The organism is Agrobacterium sp. ST15.13.015 (assembly GCF_027871645.1).
Classification (GTDB): domain Bacteria; phylum Pseudomonadota; class Alphaproteobacteria; order Rhizobiales; family Rhizobiaceae; genus Agrobacterium; species Agrobacterium leguminum.
This window is the reverse complement of sequence record NZ_JAQAHF010000008.1, coordinates 141,776-158,504: the sequence shown is the minus strand read 5'-3', so window position 1 is coordinate 158,504 and position 16,729 is coordinate 141,776. Positions and strand designations below refer to the sequence as shown.

Genomic DNA, 16,729 nt, shown 5'->3' with positions numbered 1-16,729 from the left:
CTGGGTCGATCCGGCCTATTTGGCCGATGCGATGGCCTTCTGGGCGTCTTCCTGCGAATATTCAACATTCGCCACGCCGCCCTTCTGGGTCGTCTTCAGATTTTCCTCGAGATTGGCCTGGTCGATGCGCAGGAAGGGCACGGTCAGGTCCTTCTTCACATCCTTGCCATCAAGGATCTGCTGCGCCACCCAGAAAGCGAGCGTCGAGACGCCTGGGGCGATGGAGACGGACATGGTCTCGTAACCGCTTGCGTCCTTCTGCTGTTTCCACCATTGCAGTTCGTCTTCACGGTTGCCCATGACGATGGTCGGCGTCGGGCGCTTGGCGGCGGCAAAAGCCTGTGCCGCGCCATAACCGTCGCCGCCCTGCGTCACGACTGCCGCGACTTCGGGAAGGCTCGGCAGAATGCCGGCGACGGCACGCTGCGCCACATCCTGCGCCCAATCGCCGTTGACGGAACCGACGATCTTGAACTGCGGGTTCTTGGCGACGCCGGCGGCGATGCCGGCGTGGATTTCATCGTCCACCGAAACGCCGGCCAGACCGCGGATTTCAAGCAGGTTGCCGCCCTTCGGCATGGCCTTGGCGAGATAGTCGATCTGGCTTTCGCCCATCGCCTTGAAATCGACCGCGATGCGCCATGCGCAGGGCTCGGTGACGATGCCGTCGAAAGATACGACCGTGATGCCGGCATCGCAGGCTTCCTTCACTGCGCCGTTAAGCGCGGTGGGCGAAGCGGCATTGATGACGATGGCGTCGTAACCCTGAAGAATGAGGTTCTGGATCTGCGCGGCCTGTTCGGTCGCCTGGTTTTCGGCTGTGGTGAAGGCGTCTGCGGCGGCGACCTGCTTGTCGGCAACCGCTTGCTTGGTGATCTTGTCCCAGCTCGTCAGCATCGCCTGACGCCAGGAATTACCGGCATAATTGTTTGAAAGCGCGATTTTTTTTGCCGACGTATCGGCATGAGCGGTGATCGGCAGAGCTGCGCATGCGACAGCGGCCGATGCCAGAAGCATCTTCCTGAAAGCCATTTGATTTCCTCCCTCGTGGCTTGCCCTTTTCGAGCCGGGAATTCTCGCACGCCGCAAATCTCCTCGGCGGCAGGTGGAATTCCTTTGCACTGGAGCTCCTTTCCCCAGTAGAAGCGAGAATGACCAAGAAGATTTGGCTTGTATAGGCGGATCGCGGCAATCTTCCTGCGGGTTTCCGCAGAAAGCTTGCGGGAACCCGCAGGACGAAACGCCACTGCCGGGCGCAGAATGGACGATGCGGCGCCCTAGGGGTTGGATCTTGCCGCGATGGTCGAAGGCAGGCGCTTGGGAGGGCGTCCGCACATGCTGGATACGCCGAAAAGCGCTCTTTTTCATCATTATATGGGCATTTCGCGGCTGCTTGCCGGGCAGCTGGAATTTAATGCCATCATCCAGGCGGTCGCCACCGAGATCAGCCATATCATCCCGCATGACCATATGGATGTCTGCATCAAGCAGCTGGATGACAAATATCACATCGCCTATGAGAGCGGTCTCGTCAGCGCCTGGAGCCGGCAGCCGCCCGCCCTTCTGACCGGCAGCCCGATCCGTTCGCTGCTGTCAGGCGAGGTGGAATATCTCTTGAGCGGCGACGCCTGTTCCGATCCGCGCTTTCATTTCGAAGGGTCGTTTTCAAGCCCGATCATCGAACTCAACCTGCATAGCCGGCTGCATGTGCCGATGAAGGTGCATGGCGATATCATCGGCGCGCTGAGTTGCTCCTCCCACCAGTCGGATGCCTACACGATGGAGGATGTGGCGAACGCCCGCGCCGTCGCCGATCTGCTGGCGCCTTATTTCTACGCCATCCGCGCCGCCGAGCAGGCCAAACGCTCCGCCATCGAGGAGGCGCGCGCCAATGCCCGCGAGGAGGGCCTGCGTTTAGGCGCGCTGCAATTGACTGAGGCGCTGGAGGCCGAGCGGCAGCGCATCGGCATGGATCTGCACGACCAGACGCTGGCGGACCTGACACGGCTGGCGCGCCGCATCGAGCGCATGAGCCATACCCCTGACCTGTCGGGCGAGATGCTGGAGCCGGTGGTGCGCAGCCTGCAGCATTGCATGCAGGATTTGCGCGAGATCATCGAGGAGGCGAAACCCTCGATCCTGCAATTGTTCGGCGTCGTTGAGGCCATCGAGACCTATGTGGACCGCTCGGTGCGCGACAGCGGGTCGGCAATCGACTGGTCGGTAACGGATGAGACGGACGGGCTGGTGGAAAGGCTGGACAAGACGGTGGCCATCTCGCTGTTCCGCATCGTGCAGGAGGCGGTGAACAATGCCATTCGCCATGCCCAGCCCGAAGCGATTGCCGTGAAACTGACCGCAATCGACGGCGGCTTGCGGGTGACTGTCAGCGACGACGGCAGCGGCGGCGGCGAAGGCGGGGCCTCCGGCGGCCTCGGCATCGGCAATATGAAGACGCGGGCGCGGCTGATTTCGGCGAAATTCGATATTGGCGGCAATGGCACGGGAGCGGGAACCCGCATCACCGTCACCTTGCCGGCAGGCGCTTTCGACCGGCGGGAGGAGTTGTGACATGGACGTGCTGATCGTGGAGGACGATGCGCTGCACCGCGCCTATCTGAACGAGGCGGTGCGTGCCGCGCTGCCGGAATGCGACAAGGTTCTGGAAGCGGCAAACGGCAGAACCGGCGAAAAGCTCGCGCGGGAAAACCGGGCCGCCCATATCGTCATGGATTTGCAGATGAACGAGCGCAACGGCATCGAGGCGGCACGCACCATCTGGAAGGAAAGGCCGGATACCCGCATCCTGTTCTGGTCCAACTATTCCGACGAGGCCTATGTGCGCGGTGTCTCCCGCATCGTGCCGGAGGGTGCCGCCTATGGCTACGTGCTGAAATCGGCGTCCGACGACCGTCTGCGGCTGGCGCTGCGCAGCATCTTCATCGAGGCGCAATGTGTGATCGACCGGGAAGTGCGCGGCCTGCAGGAAAAGAGCCTCGGCAAGGCGCATGGCTTTACCGATTCCGAATATGAAATCCTTGTCGATGTCGCTCTCGGCCTTACCGACAAGGCGATTGCGCGCCGCCGCAACCTGTCGCTGCGCAGCGTGCAGAACCGGCTGCAAAGCCTCTATGAGAAACTGAACGTGCATCAGGCAGCCGGCGATGACGAGGCGGAAGGCCGGTATAATCTCAGAACCCGCGCCGTTACCGTCGCTTTCCTGCGCAAGCTGTTGAATTACAGCGCGCTGGAAAGGGCCGAGCGGGAGCTGGTGGAATGGGCGGGCAGCCGCTGATCCTCAGGGCAGGAAGGCAAGCAGCCGTCTTTCATCCGCCCTGAGGCCGGAGACGGGCTTTGCCCCGACCTTCAGGATACGGCCAAGCTTTTTCTGCGCTTTCTCTTCCGTGGCGATGTCGAGGACGGCCGGGTGCACATAGCTCTTGCGGCAGATGGCGGGCGTGTTGGAAAGCTCCGCCGCTGCTGCCTGGCACATGCCTTTTATGCTCGGTTTTTCACCCGCCGCCACATGTTCCATCGCGTTGCAGAAGGCGGCGAGCGTTCCGCCCCATGTGCGGAAGGTCTTGGCTGAAATACCCTGACCGCCGATACGGGAGAGATAAGCGTTGAGATCGCTGGAATCGACCGAATGCACCCGGTTTTCACTGTCCTGCCAGACGAAGAGTTCCTTGCCGGGGAGATCGGCGATTTCCTCAAGGATTTTCTGAAGGCGAGGGTGGCGCAATTGCCGTTTCACCTTCTGTCCGCCCTTGGCGGCAAACCGCAGCTCGATGGTTTCACCGAAGGAGACGTGCCGCTTGAGCAATGTCGTTGCGCCATAGGTGCCGTTGGTTTCGAGATAGGAGCGGTTGCCGACGCGCAGATAGGCGGCATCAAGCAGCAGCGTGAGCGCCGCGAGCGTCATTTCCTGCCCATGATCCTGTTTTTCGATATCGGCGATGGCGCGGCGGCGGATGGCGGGCAGCGCCTTGCCGAAGCTTTTGAGCTGGAAGAATTTCGTCTCACCCCGGAGCGCATGCCAGTCGGGATGATAACGATATTGTTTTCGCCCGCGGGCATCGAAACCCGTAGCCTGGAGATGCCCTGATGGGTCGATGCATATCCAGACGTCTTTATAGGCGGGCGGCACGCCGAGTGCCTTGATGCGCTTCAGTTCGACGCTGTCGGAGAGAAGTTCGCCGCCCGGAAGGCGGTAACAGAAACCGCGTCCGCGTTTTTCGCGGGAAATACCCGGCTCCTGATCGTTGACATAGGCAAGTCCGATTTTGGCAAGAAGGCGGGTGGGCGGTTGTGGCATGGTTTTTTCCGGCAGGTTTCACGCTGCGGCAAACGAAAAACAGGCCACCTTCGTTCCGGCGGCCTGTCGTTCCAGTCGTGAGTTTTCTCAGCCGGTCTTTTTAATCAGCCGGCCTTGGCGATCCGCAGAATCTGCGAGTTCCCGCCGCCGCGCTCTTCGGTCACGGCATAGATCGCGCCATCCGGACCGACCTTCACGTCGCGAATGCGCGCTTCCAGCGGCAGCCGGCTTTCGGTGGCAACCCTGTCGCCATCGATATGCAGGATGACGAGCCCCTGGCTCACCAGACCGCCCACGATGAAGGCGCCCTTCCATTCGGGAATCTGGTCGCCGTCATAATAGGCCATGCCGGAGGGGCCGATCACCGGGTCCCAATAATAGACCGGCTGTTCCATGCCTTCCTTTGCGGTAACGCCTTCGCCAACCGACCTTCCGCTATATTCGACGCCATAGGTGATGACCGGCCAACCGTAGTTCAGGCCGGCTTTCGGCAGGTTCAGCTCATCGCCGCCCTTCGGCCCGTGCTCCACCGTCCAGAGCCTGCCCTCACCATCCAGTGTCGCAGCCTGCAGGTTGCGGTGGCCATAGCTCCAGATTTCGGGGAGGGCATTCTGCTGGCTGGCGAAAGGATTGCCTTCAAAGGCCTTGCCCTGCGTATCGATGCGGAAGACCTTGCCAAGCCCGCTCGACAGGTCCTGCGCCTGCACGCGCGGCTTTGAATCCGAACGTTCTCCGACGGTGACGTAAAGCTCGTTGTTCGGCCCGAAAACGAGGCGGGAGCCGAAATGTTTGTCGCCGTCATAGGTCGGCATCTGGCGGAAAATCACCGAGACATTGTCCAGCTTTGCCGCGCCGCCCTCCTCGGTCAGTTTCGCCGAGGCCACCGACGTGCCGTTGCCGCCATCGCGCGGTTCGGAGAAGGAGAAGAAGATGGTGCGCGATGTTTCGAAATCCGGAGCCAGCGCGATGTCGAGAAGGCCGCCCTGTCCGTCGGATGCCACCTCAGGCACGCCCGCGATCGCCGGGCCGGCCTTGCCGTCGGTGACGATATGCATCGCGCCTTCCTTGGCCGCGACGATCATGCGGCCATCGGGCAGAAACTCCATCGACCACAGATGCGGCAGGCCGTCCGCGATCACGGTTTTTTCGACGCTTGGCTGGGTGGCGGCCTGCGGCGCGCGGGTCTGACCCTCAAAGGCCGGTTTCTGATCCGGCGCATTCGGCCGTTTCGTTTCGGCGGCCGGGGCCTGGGCCTGCGCAACACCGGCAAGCGGCACGGCGAGCAGCGCACACAGGATCGTCGAACTCAGAAATCGGTTGGTTTGGAACATGGGTCTCCCTTCCATCGTTTACATCAGGCGGAGAACCATTTGGGGAGGATTTCGTTTCCTGCGATAGTTTCAAGAAAACTTGATCACTCCGTGTGCAGGCGGCACGCTCTTTTCTCATCCATGCGAATTCATAAGGAACCGCAAGGCGCAAGCGACGTTTGGGCTCTGTTATACGGAGGGCGCCATGCAGATCATCGACAACAAGACCATTGACGGGAACAGAACCAAGCCGATTCTCAACGTTGCGGAATTCTGCCGGCGTTACCGGCTGGACAAGGCCGAGGAAACCCGGCTCAGAAAGCTGTTTGGCGAGTTCGCCTCGCGGCACGAGCTTTTGATGAATGCGCAGCGCAAGCCGAGCTTCCGCTGATCATTCCTCCGGGTCGAGAGATTTCCCGAAGATCATGAAGACATCATAACGGGTGTTCTTACCCATTATCTGATGCGAAGGCTTGCGAATGCCCGGCATCGGCTCGGCGCGGAGCGGCCATTTCAGAACCACCCGTTTCGTCGCATTCTCCAGTGCAGCCTCCATCAACTCCACCTGATCCGGGTCGGAGCCAACCAGTTCTCTGAGCACCCGCATCTCCTTTTTCACCAGCGCCGTATTGTGGCGCGGTGGGTGCATGGGGTCGACAATCACCACCTCAGGTGAAAGCTCTTTCAGCAACTGGCGTGAATCTCCGTGAAGCAGCGTCATGCGCGCCGCCGCCTCGGCGTAGGCGCCGCCCGCCTCCAGCGCACGGCGAATGCCATCGGCGAGGTGCGCATGCATGTCCGGCGAGCGTTCGATGAGGGTCACTTCCGCGCCGAGTGAGGCAAGCAGAAAGGCATCCCGCCCGAGCCCGGCCGTGGCATCGACGATTTTTGGCGTGCGGCCTTTGGTGGAACCCGCGGCTTTCGGCAGGGCCTGCCCGCGCCCTTCGCCGGAACGGAAACGGTGCCCGACCGCGCCGCCGACAAAATCCACCACGAAGCTTTCGTTTTGTTCCTTCATCTTGAACCTCAGAAGGGGCAGGGTACGGTATAGGTGACGTCACGGCCATCGGGATGGCGGAACCCGACCTCCTGTGCATGCAGCATCAGCCGCGGCGCGGCGGCGATCGCTTCGCCTTCGGCGTAAAATTCATCGCCGAGAATGGGGTGGCCGAGCGCCTTCATATGCACCCGCAATTGGTGGGTGCGGCCGGTAAGCGGGGTCAGCGCCAGTCGCGTTGCCGGAAGCGGCAATCGTTCCAGCACCCGCCAGAGGCTCTGCGCGGGCTTGCCGTTCTCGCGGTCGACCCGGTGGCGTGGCTTGTTTTCGGGATCGATGGCAAGCGGCAGGTCCACTTCCCCCGCTTCTCCCACCACCTCTCCCCAGACAATGGCGACATAGGATTTGCGCGTCTGGCGGTTTTCAAACTGCGACGCAATCGCCGCATGCGCCTTGCGGTTCAGGGACATCAGCACGATGCCGGAGGTGTCCTTGTCCAGCCGGTTGATCATCAGCGCTTTCGGAAACTGTTTCTGTACCCGCGTCATCAGGCTGTCCGAAAGCGCCGGATCGCGACCCGGCACCGATAAAAGCCCGCTTGGCTTGTCGAGCACCAGCAGATCGTCGTCATGGTGCACGATGGTGAGCCAGGGGTCGAGTGGCGGAAGATAGACGGGGTTGGAAAGCTCTGGAGACATGTCGCTTCCTTAGCACGAATTGCGCATTCGGACAGGCGCTAGTCGGGAATATACAAATTGACGCGACCGCTGGTCAGGTCGCTTAAAAGCCGGGTGAGCCGTTCGGCTTCCTCCGCCGGAACCGAAAGCAGCATATCCGCGCCGGTGCCGGTGAAATCTTCCTTTTCCACCCGCAGGTTCTGTGTGGCGGAAAGGCGTGATTTCACAAGCGCCAGATCGGAGAAGGGGCAACTGAGCGTCGCGCTGACATAGGCGATGACCGGCGAGGTTTCGCCAAGCCGCAGGCAGGCGGCCGCCGTGCCGCCATAGGCGCGCATCAGGCCGCCGCTGCCGAGGAGAATGCCGCCGAACCAGCGGATGACGAGAACGGCGACATTGTCCAGCGCCTGGCCGTCTATGGCCTGAAGGATCGGTTTCCCGGCCGTGCCCGAAGGCTCGCCGTCATCGCTGAAACGATAGGTCTGGCCGCTTCGCCAGGCCCAGCAATTATGGTTTGCATCGGGATCGGAATGCGCCGCAAGAAAGTTTTTCGCATCCTCTTCGCCCGTCACCGGCGCGGCAAAGGCGATGAAGCGGCTTTTCTTGATATCCTGCGAAAAGGTGACGGGGCGGTCGAGCGTGAACATGGGCGTTTCAATATCGCATATATTCGCATGCGGAAATCGGTATAAGGCTCGCAATGGCGAAGATGGCGATGGAGAGGGTTTTGAGCGAGGCGAGGCAGGTCGCGATTATCGGCGGCGGACCGGCGGGGCTGATGGCGGCCGAGATGCTTTCGGCCGCAGGCCATGCCGTGACGGTGTTCGAGGCGATGCCGACCGTGGCGCGTAAATTGTTGATGGCCGGAAAATCCGGCCTCAACATCACCCATGCCGAAGACTATGACAGCTTCCGTCACCGGTTCGGCGATGCGGAACCGAGACTGCGCGCCGCTCTCGATGATTTTACGCCGGATATGCTGCGCGACTGGGTACAGGGGCTGGGGCAGGAAACGTTCGTCGGCACCTCGGGCCGGGTCTTTCCCACCGTCATGAAGGCCTCGCCGCTGCTGCGGGCATGGCTTGCCCGGCTGGAGGCGCAGGGGGTGACCATCAGGACGCGGCATCGCTGGACGGGTTTTTCCCGCGAGCACCTGGTTTTCGCGACACCGGAGGGCGAGATCACCATCAAGGCCGATGCCGTTCTTCTGGCGCTCGGCGGCGCGAGCTGGCCGCGTCTCGGCTCCGATGCCGCATGGGTTCCGGCGCTGGCGGAGAAAGGCGTGGCGCTTTCCCCGTTCCGCCCCGCCAATTGCGGTTTCGACGTTGACTGGAGCGATATCTTCCGCGCGCGTTTTGCCGGTGAAGCGGTGAAATCCACCATCACCATTTCGCCGGCCGGAGCCTTTCAGGGCGAATTCGTCATCACGGAGCATGGTATTGAGGGCAGCGTGATCTACGCCCATTCCGCCGCGCTACGCGACCGGCTGGAAGAGGCGGGCAAAGTGTCGCTCGCAATCGATCTTGCGCCAGGGCGTACGGTCGAACGCCTCAGCCGCGATCTGGCGAAGCACGGGCGGAAGGAGAGTTTTGCAAACCGCATGCGCAAGGCGGCCGGCTTATCGGCGGTGAAGGTCGGGCTTCTGCGGGAAATCTTTCCCGACATCGCGGCCATGCCGGATGAGTTCGTCGCCGCGAGAATAAAACATGCGGAGATTCCGCTTTTGCGGACGAGACCGATTGCCGAGGCAATTTCATCTGCCGGCGGCATCGCGTGGAGCGGCCTTGATGAAAACTACATGGTGGAAAAGCTCCCCGGCATATTTGCTGCCGGGGAAATGCTGGATTGGGAAGCGCCGACCGGCGGTTATCTCTTGACCGCCTGTTTCGCCACCGGCAGGGCCGCCGCACAGGGCATGGCCGCGTGGCTTGAAGGCTCAGCCTGACAAACGTTCAGCCGTGCCTGCTTCCTCACCATGTGCGGTTCTGACGAGGCAGCGCATGATGGCATCGGTGGTGACGGCGCCGAGCGATTTGCCGTTTTCCCCGACGACTGTGGCGCTGCTGACATTTTCCCGGACGAGGGCGCGCAGGCCCTCTTCAACCGTCATATCCGCATCGAGCTGAAGGCGGGACTGGCCGGCAAATTCCGGCTGCACCACGGCGCCAAGGCGAATGACGCGGCCGCGATTGACCTCTTCCACGAAGGCTTCGATATAGCTGTCGGCCGGAGACATGACGATTTCGGCCGCCGTGCCCTGCTGGATGATCTCGCCGTCGCGCAGAATGGCGATCTTGTCGCCCAGCCGCAGGGCCTCATCGAGATCGTGGGTGATGAAGACCACGGTTTTTTTCAGTTCCTTCTGCAATTCCAGCAGCACCGTCTGCATATCGACGCGAATGAGCGGATCGAGCGCCGAATAGGCTTCGTCCATCAACAGGATCTCGGCATTGTTGGTGAGCGCGCGTGCGAGGCCGACGCGCTGCTGCATGCCGCCTGAGAGCTGGTTGGGATAATGGTTGGAGAAACCTTCCAGCCCCACGCGTCTGATCCAGACCTCTGCCCTTTCTTCGCGCTCGCGCTTGTCGACGCCCTGCACCTCAAGGCCATAGACGACGTTTTGCAGCACGTTGCGGTGTGGCAGCAGCCCGAATTTCTGGAACACCATCGCCGTCTTGTGGCGGCGAAACTCCAGCAGATCCGCCTCGTTGAGTCGACACACGTCCGTGCCGCCATAGAGGATTTCGCCGGCGGTCGGGTCGATCAGCCGGTTGACGTGGCGGATCAGCGTCGATTTGCCCGAGCCGGAAAGGCCCATGATAACGGTGATCTGCCCGCCCGGCATGGTGATGTTGATATCGCGCAGGCCGAGCACATGGCCATGTTTGGCGTTGAGATCGGACTTGGACATGCCGGCCTTGACGGGTTCGACATAGTCTCCCGCCTTGGGGCCGAAAATCTTGTAGAGGCTGCGAATTTCGATCGATTGACTAGCCATGCGCCACTTCCCGGTGTTTTTGCAGGCGAAGGCCATAGGCCTGGCTGATGCGGTCGAAGATGATGGCGATGCCGACGATGGCAAGCCCGTTGAACACGCCGAGCGTGAAATACTGGTTGGCAATGGCCTTCAGCACCGGCTGACCGAGGCCCTGAACGCCGATCATGGAGGCGATGACGACCATGGCGAGCGCCATCATGATGGTCTGGTTGATGCCGGCCATGATGGTGGGCAGCGCCAGCGGCAGCTGCACCTTGAAAAGCTTCTGGCGCTTCGAAGAGCCGAAGGCATCGGCAGCCTCCAGCACGTCGCGGTCGACCATGCGGATGCCGAGATTGGTAAGCCGGATCATCGGCGGAATGGCGTAGATGACGACGGCGATGACGCCGGGCACGCGGCCGATGCCGAGCAGCATGACGACGGGAATGAGATAGACGAAACTCGGCATCGTCTGCATCACGTCGAGAACGGGATTGACCACGCTCTGGAGGCGGTTGGAGCGCGCCATGGCGATGCCGATGGGTAGGCCGACGACGATGGACAGCACGGCACAGACGAAGATCATCGAGACCGTCTTCATCGTGTCTTCCCACATGCCGAACCAGCCGATGGCGAAGAGAATGCCGCAACAGAGCGAAACAATGGTGGCGCTGCGGCTGCCGAACCAGGCAAGCGCGCCGACAATAAGAATAACGACCGGCCAGGGTGCGCCGATCAAAAGCCTTTCCGCCCAGATGAGGAAGCTCTGAAGGGGGGTAAACAACCCCTCGATTGCGCCGCCATAGGTTCGGGTGAAAGCCCGGAACCCCTCGTCGATGACTTTTTTCAGCGCGCGCAGAGCATCGTCATTCATGGTCGGAAATTTGAAAAGCCATTCCATATCCTGTTCTCCATGACGAACCGGAGGCGGGGATCGATATCCTCCGCGCTCCGGCAGTAAAATCGTCAGAGCGCCGCGCATCCGTCAGGACGCAGGCCGGAACGCTCTGTTGAACCGGCGCATCGCCACCGGAAAGCCGGGAGGCATTCCAGGCCCGATGCGGGCGCGGCGTCGCCGCTGGCGGACGCCGTTTGCCGGGCAGATATGCAGGGGCCGACTTTTAAAGGGCGGCCTTTATCTTTTCCGCGACGTCGGGAGATACCCAGCCCGTCCACAGCGCTTCGTTTTCCTTCAGGAAGTGCTTGGCGCCGTCTTCACCGGTCGCCTGGTTATCCGTCATCCAGGCGATCAGCTTGTTGACGGTCGCGTTGGTCCATGCGCGTTTGTTGAGATAGTCCATGGCGGGGCCGGCACGATCGGCAAAGGACTTGCTGACCAGCGTCTGCACGTCGTCCACCTGCCATGCGTTCGGCTTGGGGTCCGCGCAGTCGGCGACGGATGTGCAGCGCTTCCATTCGGCCGCATCATAGTCCGTTCCGAATTCGAGCTTTACCATCTCGTATTTGCCGAGCAGCGAGGTGGGCGCCCAATAATAACCGACCCATGGCTGCTTGGCTTCATAAGCCTTGGCGATGGAACCGTCGAGACCTGCGGCGGAGCCGGTGTCGACGAGGGTGAAGCCGGCCTTTTCACCGCCGAAAGCCTTGAAGAGCTGCGCGGTGACGACAGTGCCGCCCCAGCCCTGCGGGCCGTTGAACACGGCGCCCTTAGACTTGTCTTCGGGCGAGGGGAAGAGTTCGGGATGTTTAAAGAGATCAGGAATGGTCTTGAGATCGGGATTGGCGTCGGCGACATATTTCGGAATCCACCAGCCCTGTACCGCGCCGTCCGAGAGGATCTTGGCGGCCGCAACGACCTTGCCGCCTTCCAGCCCCTGCTTGACGATTTCCGGCTGCAGGCTGACCCATGCCTCAGGCGCGATATCCGGCTGGCCTTTTTCGGCCATGGAGGTCAAAGTCGGCACGGTGTCGCCGGTGACGATTTCGGCGGAGCATCCGTAGCCCTTTTCGAGAATGAGCTTGTCCAGATTGGCGGCGACTTCGGCGGATTGCCAGTTCATGCTGGCGATCGTCACGTTTCCACAGTCGGCGGCATAGGCCGCACCGCCTGAAAAGGCGAAGCCGGCGGAAAGAATTGTGGCACCCAAAAGTATTTTCATTGTTGTTCCCTCTGGTCGCGGTGTGGCGAAGACCCGGGCGCTGACGGCACCGCGACCGCCAGCGCCCTTATTGAGGCTTAATAATTCCTTTGTCGCCATCCCGTTTGCGGCAATTTCTGGCGTATTGAGGATGCCAATTGTCAAACGAAAGCGGGGTCGCAGGGATATATTAGAGAAATTTCTGGCACGAAGGTCCTGAAATGTTTGATGGTTTAGCATTCGCCTTGCGACATTTACGCCGCGATGGAACTTTTTCAATTTTCTGAAAAGCGTGGGAACAATAAGCGGAAGTTTTTGTTTTCTTGGACTTTTATCCTGTTCTGTATTACGGGAGATTTTCTCTCGGTTTTTGTGGTGATGTTGAATGACCAATCTTGTTGCTGCGCCGGTATGGCCGATCGGTGGCGGTGAAACGGGTGAGCTTGTGCGCCGCTTCGACTGGTCGAAGACATCGCTCGGTCCTATTTGCGACTGGCCGCAAAATCTGAGGCAGAAAGCCAATTCCGTCGTCAATTCCCCCATTCCGCAGGTGCTGATGTGGGGCAGGGATCATGTGATGATCTACAATGACGGCTATGCGGAGATCGCCGGCAATTATCACCCGCAGGCGCTGGGCGGAACCGTGCCCGGCATCTGGCCGGAAATCTGGGACTGGAACAGCCGCATTCTCGAAGCCGGTTTTCGCGGTGAGGTCATGGCCTATCGCGACCAGCCGATGACGCTAATGCGGCACGGCCTGCCGGAAGAGGTGATCTTCGACCTGTTCTACACGCCGATCTATAACGAGGGCGGCACGGTAGACGGCGTTTTATGCACCGTGCTTGAAAATACCGACAAGGTGAAGGCCGTGGAGGCGCTGGAACAGAGCCGCGAGGAACTGAGCCGGCTTACCAATGCCCTGCCCATTCTGGTCGGATATGTCGACCGTGATTACGTTTATAAATTCGCCAATGACGGCTATCTGGAATGGTTCGGTCGCCGCGCCGAAGAAGTGATCGGCCGCAGCGTTCCCGAAATCGTCGGCGAGGCGTTTTTCGAGGCCCGCAGGGCCTATCTCGACCGCGCACTCGGCGGCGAAAAGATCGTTTCGGATACCGTGATCAGCAGACCGGACGGCAGCACGCGCGCCGCCGAAATCCGCTATGTTCCGCGTTACATTGCCGATGGCTCCATCGACGGCATCTATGTGCTGATCATCGATATCGAGGAGCGCAAGCGCTCGGAGCGGGAAATTCTCATCAGCAACAATCGCTTCCGCGCTGCGGTGGATGCCGTGCACGGCGTGCTGTGGACCAACAGCGCCGAAGGAATGATGCTGGGCGAGCAACCCGCCTGGAGCGCTTTGACGGGTCAGACTCCGGAAGAATATCAGGGGTTTGGCTGGGCGGAAGCGGTTCATCCCGACGACAGGCAGGGGTCTGTCGACAGCTGGAACAAAGCGGTCGCGGAAAAGTCGACCTATATCTGGGAACATCGGGTGCGCCGCCATGACGGCGTCTACCGCACTTTCGCGATCCGTGGCGTGCCGATTTTCGACAAGGCCGGCGCCATTGCCGAATGGGTCGGTGTCCATACGGATGTCACCGAACAGCGGCGGGCCGAAAATACCCTCAAGGAACATGCGAGCAATCTGGAGCGCGAAATTCGCCACCGCATCCGGGCGGAAGAGCAGCTTCGGCAATTGAACGAGAGCCTTGAGGCGCGTGTCGAGGCGGAAATGGCCGAGCGTCGCCAGACCGAAAAGGCGCTACAGCAGGCGCAGAAAATGGAATCCATCGGCCAGCTCACCGGCGGCGTGGCGCATGATTTCAACAATCTGCTGCAGGTGATCGCCGGCAATCTGCAATTGCTGTCAAAGGATGTGATGGGCAATGAACGTGCGGAGCGGCGGCTGGAAAACGCGCTTGCCGGCGTTCATCGCGGCGCAAAGCTGGCCAGCCAGCTTCTGGCCTTCGGCCGCCGCCAGGCGCTCGAGCCGCGTGTCATCAACATCGCCCGTTTCGTGACCGGTATGGACGATCTGCTTCGCCGCTCGCTTGGCGAGGCGATCGAGGTGGAGGTCATCACCTCGGGCGGTCTCTGGAACACCTATGCCGACCCCAACCAGGTGGAGAACGCTCTTCTCAATCTGGCCATCAATGCGCGCGACGCCATGGAAGGACAGGGCAAGCTGACCATCGAGGTCGGAAATGCGGTTCTCGACCGCGATTATGCCCGCAAGCACTCGGAAGTTTCTGCGGGGCAATATGTAATGCTCGCCGTCACCGATACGGGTTCGGGCATGTCGCCCGAAATTCTCGAAAAGGTCTTCGAGCCGTTCTTCTCGACAAAACCGGAAGGCAAGGGCACCGGCCTCGGGCTTTCGATGGTTTATGGTTTTGCCAAACAGTCCAGCGGCCACGTCAACATCTATAGCGAGGTGGGGCAGGGCACGACGGTGAAGATGTATCTGCCGCGCTCCGCCGCCGATGAGGACAGGGAAGTGGTGATGCCGACCGGGCCCGTGGAGGGCGGCACGGAAACCATTCTTGTGGTGGAAGATGACGAGGAAGTGCGCAACACCGTCGTCGAGACCTTGAGCGATCTCGGCTACCGCGTGCTGACCGCCCGCGATGCGCAGGCCGGTTTGACGGTGGTGGAAAGCGGCATTCCGATCGATGTCATCTTCACTGACGTGGTGATGCCTGGACCGTTGAAAAGCCGGGAAATGGCGCGCCGCGCGCAGGAACGGCTGCCCAATCTCGCCGTTCTCTTCACCTCGGGTTACACCGAAAACTCCATCGTGCATGGCGGCAAGCTGGATGCCGGGGTGGAGCTGCTTTCCAAACCCTATACGCGCGAAGCGCTGGCGCGGCGCATCCGCCACGTCATCGCCAACCGCAAGCAGGTTTCGCTGTCGAGAGCGCGGCCGACATCGGCTCCGGGTTCTTCCAAACTTTCTGAGCCGGTCAGGGCGGTCGAAAATCAAAACCGGTCCATACGCGTTCTTCTGGTCGAGGATGACGAGTTGATCCGGATGAATTCGACGGAGATGCTGTCGGAGAGCGGCTTTGCCGTCGTCGAGGCCGGAAATGCGGCGCAGGCGCTGAAAGCTATCGAAGCGGATCAGATCGACGTTCTCGTCACCGACATCGGCCTGCCCGACATGAAGGGCGGCCAACTGGCGGTGGAGGCCCTGCGCCGCAAGCCGGGGCTTGCCATTGTGTTTGCGACGGGCGACAGCCATTTGCCGGAAGGAGCGCCGGCAAGCGCGGTTCTCTTGACCAAGCCCTATGACGAACAGCAGATCGTCTCCGCCGTTGAACAGGCCCATACGGGCAAGTCGGTGGCGGCCGAATAGGCCGCCTTGCCGCAGGTTCAGTAACCGCGGGCCATGTCGACCGTCTCCGGCAGCCCGCCCGTTTCCCGCCACGTGCGGACATTGCCGGCCACGATCCGGGCCGAACTTTCCCGGCTTGTCGGCGCGGAAATATGCGGCAGGACCGTAACTTTGGGATGCTGCCAGAAGGCGGAAGTGGCGGGCAGCGGCTCCTGCTCGAAGACATCGAGAACGGCGTGCGAAAGCCTGCCGGAATCAAGCGCCGCAATCAGGTCATCGGCGACGATGACCGCGCCGCGGGCGAAATTGATGAGTGCCGCCCCCTGTTTCATTTCGGCGAGACGGTTGGCATCAAGAAGACCGCGCGTCGCATCGGTCAGGGGCACGAGGCAGACGAGAATGTCGCTCTTTTCCAGCAACGCCTGCAGCCCGGCATCGCCGGTCAACGTTTCCACGCCCTCTATCGCCTTGGCCGAACGGCTCCAGCCTGCAACGTTGAAACCGGCATGGATGAGGCGCTCCGCCGCAGTTGTGCCGAGGGCTCCGAGGCCGAGGAGACCGACGGTCATCTCGCCGGGGTGGCGATAGTTTAGCTCCTGCCAGAGCGCCTTTTTTTGGTTTTCGCGATAGGCGGGCATGTCGCGCTGCAGATAATAGGTCCATGCCAGCACGGCTTCGGCCATCACGCGGGAAAGCTCCGGGTCCTTCAGCCGAACGATGGGGGGTGCCTTATCGCCCAGTTCCAGCACCAGTCGCTCGACACCCGCCCACAGGCTGTGGATCCATTTGAGGCCCGGAAGTGCCGCGATATCGGCCGGATCGGGATTGGCGACGATGGCGAAATCCACTGCCCGGCGCTGTTCGCCCGTCAATTCGGAAAAGGAAAGGATTTCCTCCTGGGGCATTGCGGCGCGCAGCGCCTCTTTCCAGACGGCTTCCGTTTCCGCATTCATCCGTGAAACAAAGGCAATGGGTGATGGCATGGTACTGATCCTGCTTGCGATTTTAGCTTCA

Annotated in this window: 15 protein-coding genes; 5 read left to right on the top strand and 10 right to left on the bottom strand. The window is 61.2% G+C overall.

The annotated features are described in order from the left end of the window. Window positions 1–15: 15 nt before the first annotated feature. A complete protein-coding gene (locus PIB16_RS14485) occupies window positions 16–1,032 on the bottom strand; it encodes an ABC transporter substrate-binding protein (RefSeq protein WP_003522114.1) in 1,017 nt (338 codons plus the stop codon). A 303-nt stretch (window positions 1,033–1,335) separates the two neighbouring features. On the opposite strand from PIB16_RS14485, the gene PIB16_RS14480 reads away from it, so the two are divergent. Both PIB16_RS14480 and PIB16_RS14475 read left to right on the top strand, forming a co-directional pair. Further along, entirely contained in the window at window positions 1,336–2,571 is a 1,236-nt protein-coding gene (locus PIB16_RS14480; RefSeq protein ID WP_065657406.1) for a GAF domain-containing sensor histidine kinase, read from the top strand. Between the two features lies 1 nt (window position 2,572). Beyond that, window positions 2,573–3,295 carry a response regulator transcription factor gene (locus PIB16_RS14475; protein ID WP_065657405.1) on the top strand — a complete coding sequence of 241 codons (723 nt, stop codon included), beginning with the start codon at window positions 2,573–2,575 and terminating at the stop codon, window positions 3,293–3,295. Between the two features lie 3 nt (window positions 3,296–3,298). On the opposite strand, the gene PIB16_RS14470 is transcribed toward PIB16_RS14475, so the two are convergent. Both PIB16_RS14470 and PIB16_RS14465 read right to left on the bottom strand, forming a co-directional pair. Then, complete coding sequence (locus PIB16_RS14470) at window positions 3,299–4,315, bottom strand: DNA topoisomerase IB (RefSeq protein WP_065657404.1); 1,017 nt, start codon at window positions 4,313–4,315, stop codon at window positions 3,299–3,301. Between the two features lie 104 nt (window positions 4,316–4,419). Then, window positions 4,420–5,646, bottom strand: a complete 1,227-nt coding sequence (locus PIB16_RS14465; protein WP_065657403.1) for a PQQ-dependent sugar dehydrogenase — start codon at window positions 5,644–5,646, stop codon at window positions 4,420–4,422. Between the two features lie 184 nt (window positions 5,647–5,830). Between PIB16_RS14465 and PIB16_RS14460 the strand changes: the two genes are divergently transcribed. Continuing rightward, a complete protein-coding gene (locus PIB16_RS14460; protein WP_003508485.1) occupies window positions 5,831–6,016 on the top strand; it encodes a hypothetical protein in 186 nt (61 codons plus the stop codon). On the opposite strand, the gene PIB16_RS14455 is transcribed toward PIB16_RS14460, so the two are convergent. From PIB16_RS14455 to PIB16_RS14445, 3 genes are read right to left on the bottom strand one after another with little or no spacing between them, the layout of a single operon-like run. After that, complete coding sequence (locus PIB16_RS14455) at window positions 6,017–6,643, bottom strand: class I SAM-dependent methyltransferase (protein WP_065657401.1); 627 nt, start codon at window positions 6,641–6,643, stop codon at window positions 6,017–6,019. An 8-nt stretch (window positions 6,644–6,651) separates the two neighbouring features. Beyond that, entirely contained in the window at window positions 6,652–7,320 is a 669-nt protein-coding gene (locus tag PIB16_RS14450; RefSeq protein ID WP_065657400.1) for a pseudouridine synthase, read from the bottom strand. Between the two features lie 38 nt (window positions 7,321–7,358). Beyond that, window positions 7,359–7,946, bottom strand: a complete 588-nt coding sequence (locus PIB16_RS14445; protein WP_065657399.1) for an IMPACT family protein — start codon at window positions 7,944–7,946, stop codon at window positions 7,359–7,361. Window positions 7,947–7,999: 53 nt separating this feature from the next. Here PIB16_RS14445 and PIB16_RS14440 point away from each other — a divergent pair, with 53 nt between their 5' ends. Beyond that, a complete protein-coding gene (locus PIB16_RS14440) occupies window positions 8,000–9,244 on the top strand; it encodes a TIGR03862 family flavoprotein (RefSeq protein ID WP_065657398.1) in 1,245 nt (414 codons plus the stop codon). Here PIB16_RS14440 and PIB16_RS14435 read toward each other — a convergent pair. The 3 genes from PIB16_RS14435 to PIB16_RS14425 form a co-directional block, all read right to left on the bottom strand. Continuing rightward, a complete protein-coding gene (locus tag PIB16_RS14435) occupies window positions 9,236–10,297 on the bottom strand; it encodes a quaternary amine ABC transporter ATP-binding protein (protein ID WP_065657397.1) in 1,062 nt (353 codons plus the stop codon). The genes PIB16_RS14440 and PIB16_RS14435 overlap by 9 nt on opposite strands. Continuing rightward, entirely contained in the window at window positions 10,290–11,177 is an 888-nt protein-coding gene (locus PIB16_RS14430) for an ABC transporter permease (RefSeq protein ID WP_035263623.1), read from the bottom strand. Before PIB16_RS14430 ends, PIB16_RS14435 begins: the two co-directional genes overlap by 8 nt. A gap of 220 nt (window positions 11,178–11,397) precedes the next feature. After that, on the bottom strand, window positions 11,398–12,396 hold the full coding sequence (locus tag PIB16_RS14425; RefSeq protein ID WP_065657396.1) for an ABC transporter substrate-binding protein: 999 nt from the start codon (window positions 12,394–12,396) through the stop codon (window positions 11,398–11,400). A 364-nt stretch (window positions 12,397–12,760) separates the two neighbouring features. On the opposite strand from PIB16_RS14425, the gene PIB16_RS14420 reads away from it, so the two are divergent. Continuing rightward, on the top strand, window positions 12,761–15,736 hold the full coding sequence (locus tag PIB16_RS14420; RefSeq protein ID WP_065657395.1) for a hybrid sensor histidine kinase/response regulator: 2,976 nt from the start codon (window positions 12,761–12,763) through the stop codon (window positions 15,734–15,736). A gap of 17 nt (window positions 15,737–15,753) precedes the next feature. Here PIB16_RS14420 and PIB16_RS14415 read toward each other — a convergent pair whose 3' ends face one another. Beyond that, complete coding sequence (locus PIB16_RS14415; protein ID WP_065657394.1) at window positions 15,754–16,698, bottom strand: 2-hydroxyacid dehydrogenase; 945 nt, start codon at window positions 16,696–16,698, stop codon at window positions 15,754–15,756. Window positions 16,699–16,729: the final 31 nt, after the last annotated feature.

What these genes read in the sequence shown, in the direction of transcription:
- PIB16_RS14425 (WP_065657396.1), bottom strand. Translation starts at nt 12,396, where the DNA reads ATGAAAATACTTTTGGGTGCCACAATTCTTTCCGCCGGCTTCGCCTTT.
- PIB16_RS14455 (WP_065657401.1), bottom strand. Translation starts at nt 6,643, where the DNA reads ATGAAGGAACAAAACGAAAGCTTCGTGGTGGATTTTGTCGGCGGCGCG.
- PIB16_RS14440 (WP_065657398.1), top strand. Translation starts at nt 8,000, where the DNA reads ATGGCGAAGATGGCGATGGAGAGGGTTTTGAGCGAGGCGAGGCAGGTC.
- PIB16_RS14470 (WP_065657404.1), bottom strand. Translation starts at nt 4,315, where the DNA reads ATGCCACAACCGCCCACCCGCCTTCTTGCCAAAATCGGACTTGCCTAT.
- PIB16_RS14485 (WP_003522114.1), bottom strand. Translation starts at nt 1,032, where the DNA reads ATGGCTTTCAGGAAGATGCTTCTGGCATCGGCCGCTGTCGCATGCGCA.
- PIB16_RS14430 (WP_035263623.1), bottom strand. Translation starts at nt 11,177, where the DNA reads ATGGAATGGCTTTTCAAATTTCCGACCATGAATGACGATGCTCTGCGC.
- PIB16_RS14480 (WP_065657406.1), top strand. Translation starts at nt 1,336, where the DNA reads ATGCTGGATACGCCGAAAAGCGCTCTTTTTCATCATTATATGGGCATT.
- PIB16_RS14460 (WP_003508485.1), top strand. Translation starts at nt 5,831, where the DNA reads ATGCAGATCATCGACAACAAGACCATTGACGGGAACAGAACCAAGCCG.
- PIB16_RS14420 (WP_065657395.1), top strand. Translation starts at nt 12,761, where the DNA reads ATGACCAATCTTGTTGCTGCGCCGGTATGGCCGATCGGTGGCGGTGAA.
- PIB16_RS14435 (WP_065657397.1), bottom strand. Translation starts at nt 10,297, where the DNA reads ATGGCTAGTCAATCGATCGAAATTCGCAGCCTCTACAAGATTTTCGGC.
- PIB16_RS14475 (WP_065657405.1), top strand. Translation starts at nt 2,573, where the DNA reads ATGGACGTGCTGATCGTGGAGGACGATGCGCTGCACCGCGCCTATCTG.
- PIB16_RS14465 (WP_065657403.1), bottom strand. Translation starts at nt 5,646, where the DNA reads ATGTTCCAAACCAACCGATTTCTGAGTTCGACGATCCTGTGTGCGCTG.
- PIB16_RS14415 (WP_065657394.1), bottom strand. Translation starts at nt 16,698, where the DNA reads ATGCCATCACCCATTGCCTTTGTTTCACGGATGAATGCGGAAACGGAA.
- PIB16_RS14450 (WP_065657400.1), bottom strand. Translation starts at nt 7,320, where the DNA reads ATGTCTCCAGAGCTTTCCAACCCCGTCTATCTTCCGCCACTCGACCCC.
- PIB16_RS14445 (WP_065657399.1), bottom strand. Translation starts at nt 7,946, where the DNA reads ATGTTCACGCTCGACCGCCCCGTCACCTTTTCGCAGGATATCAAGAAA.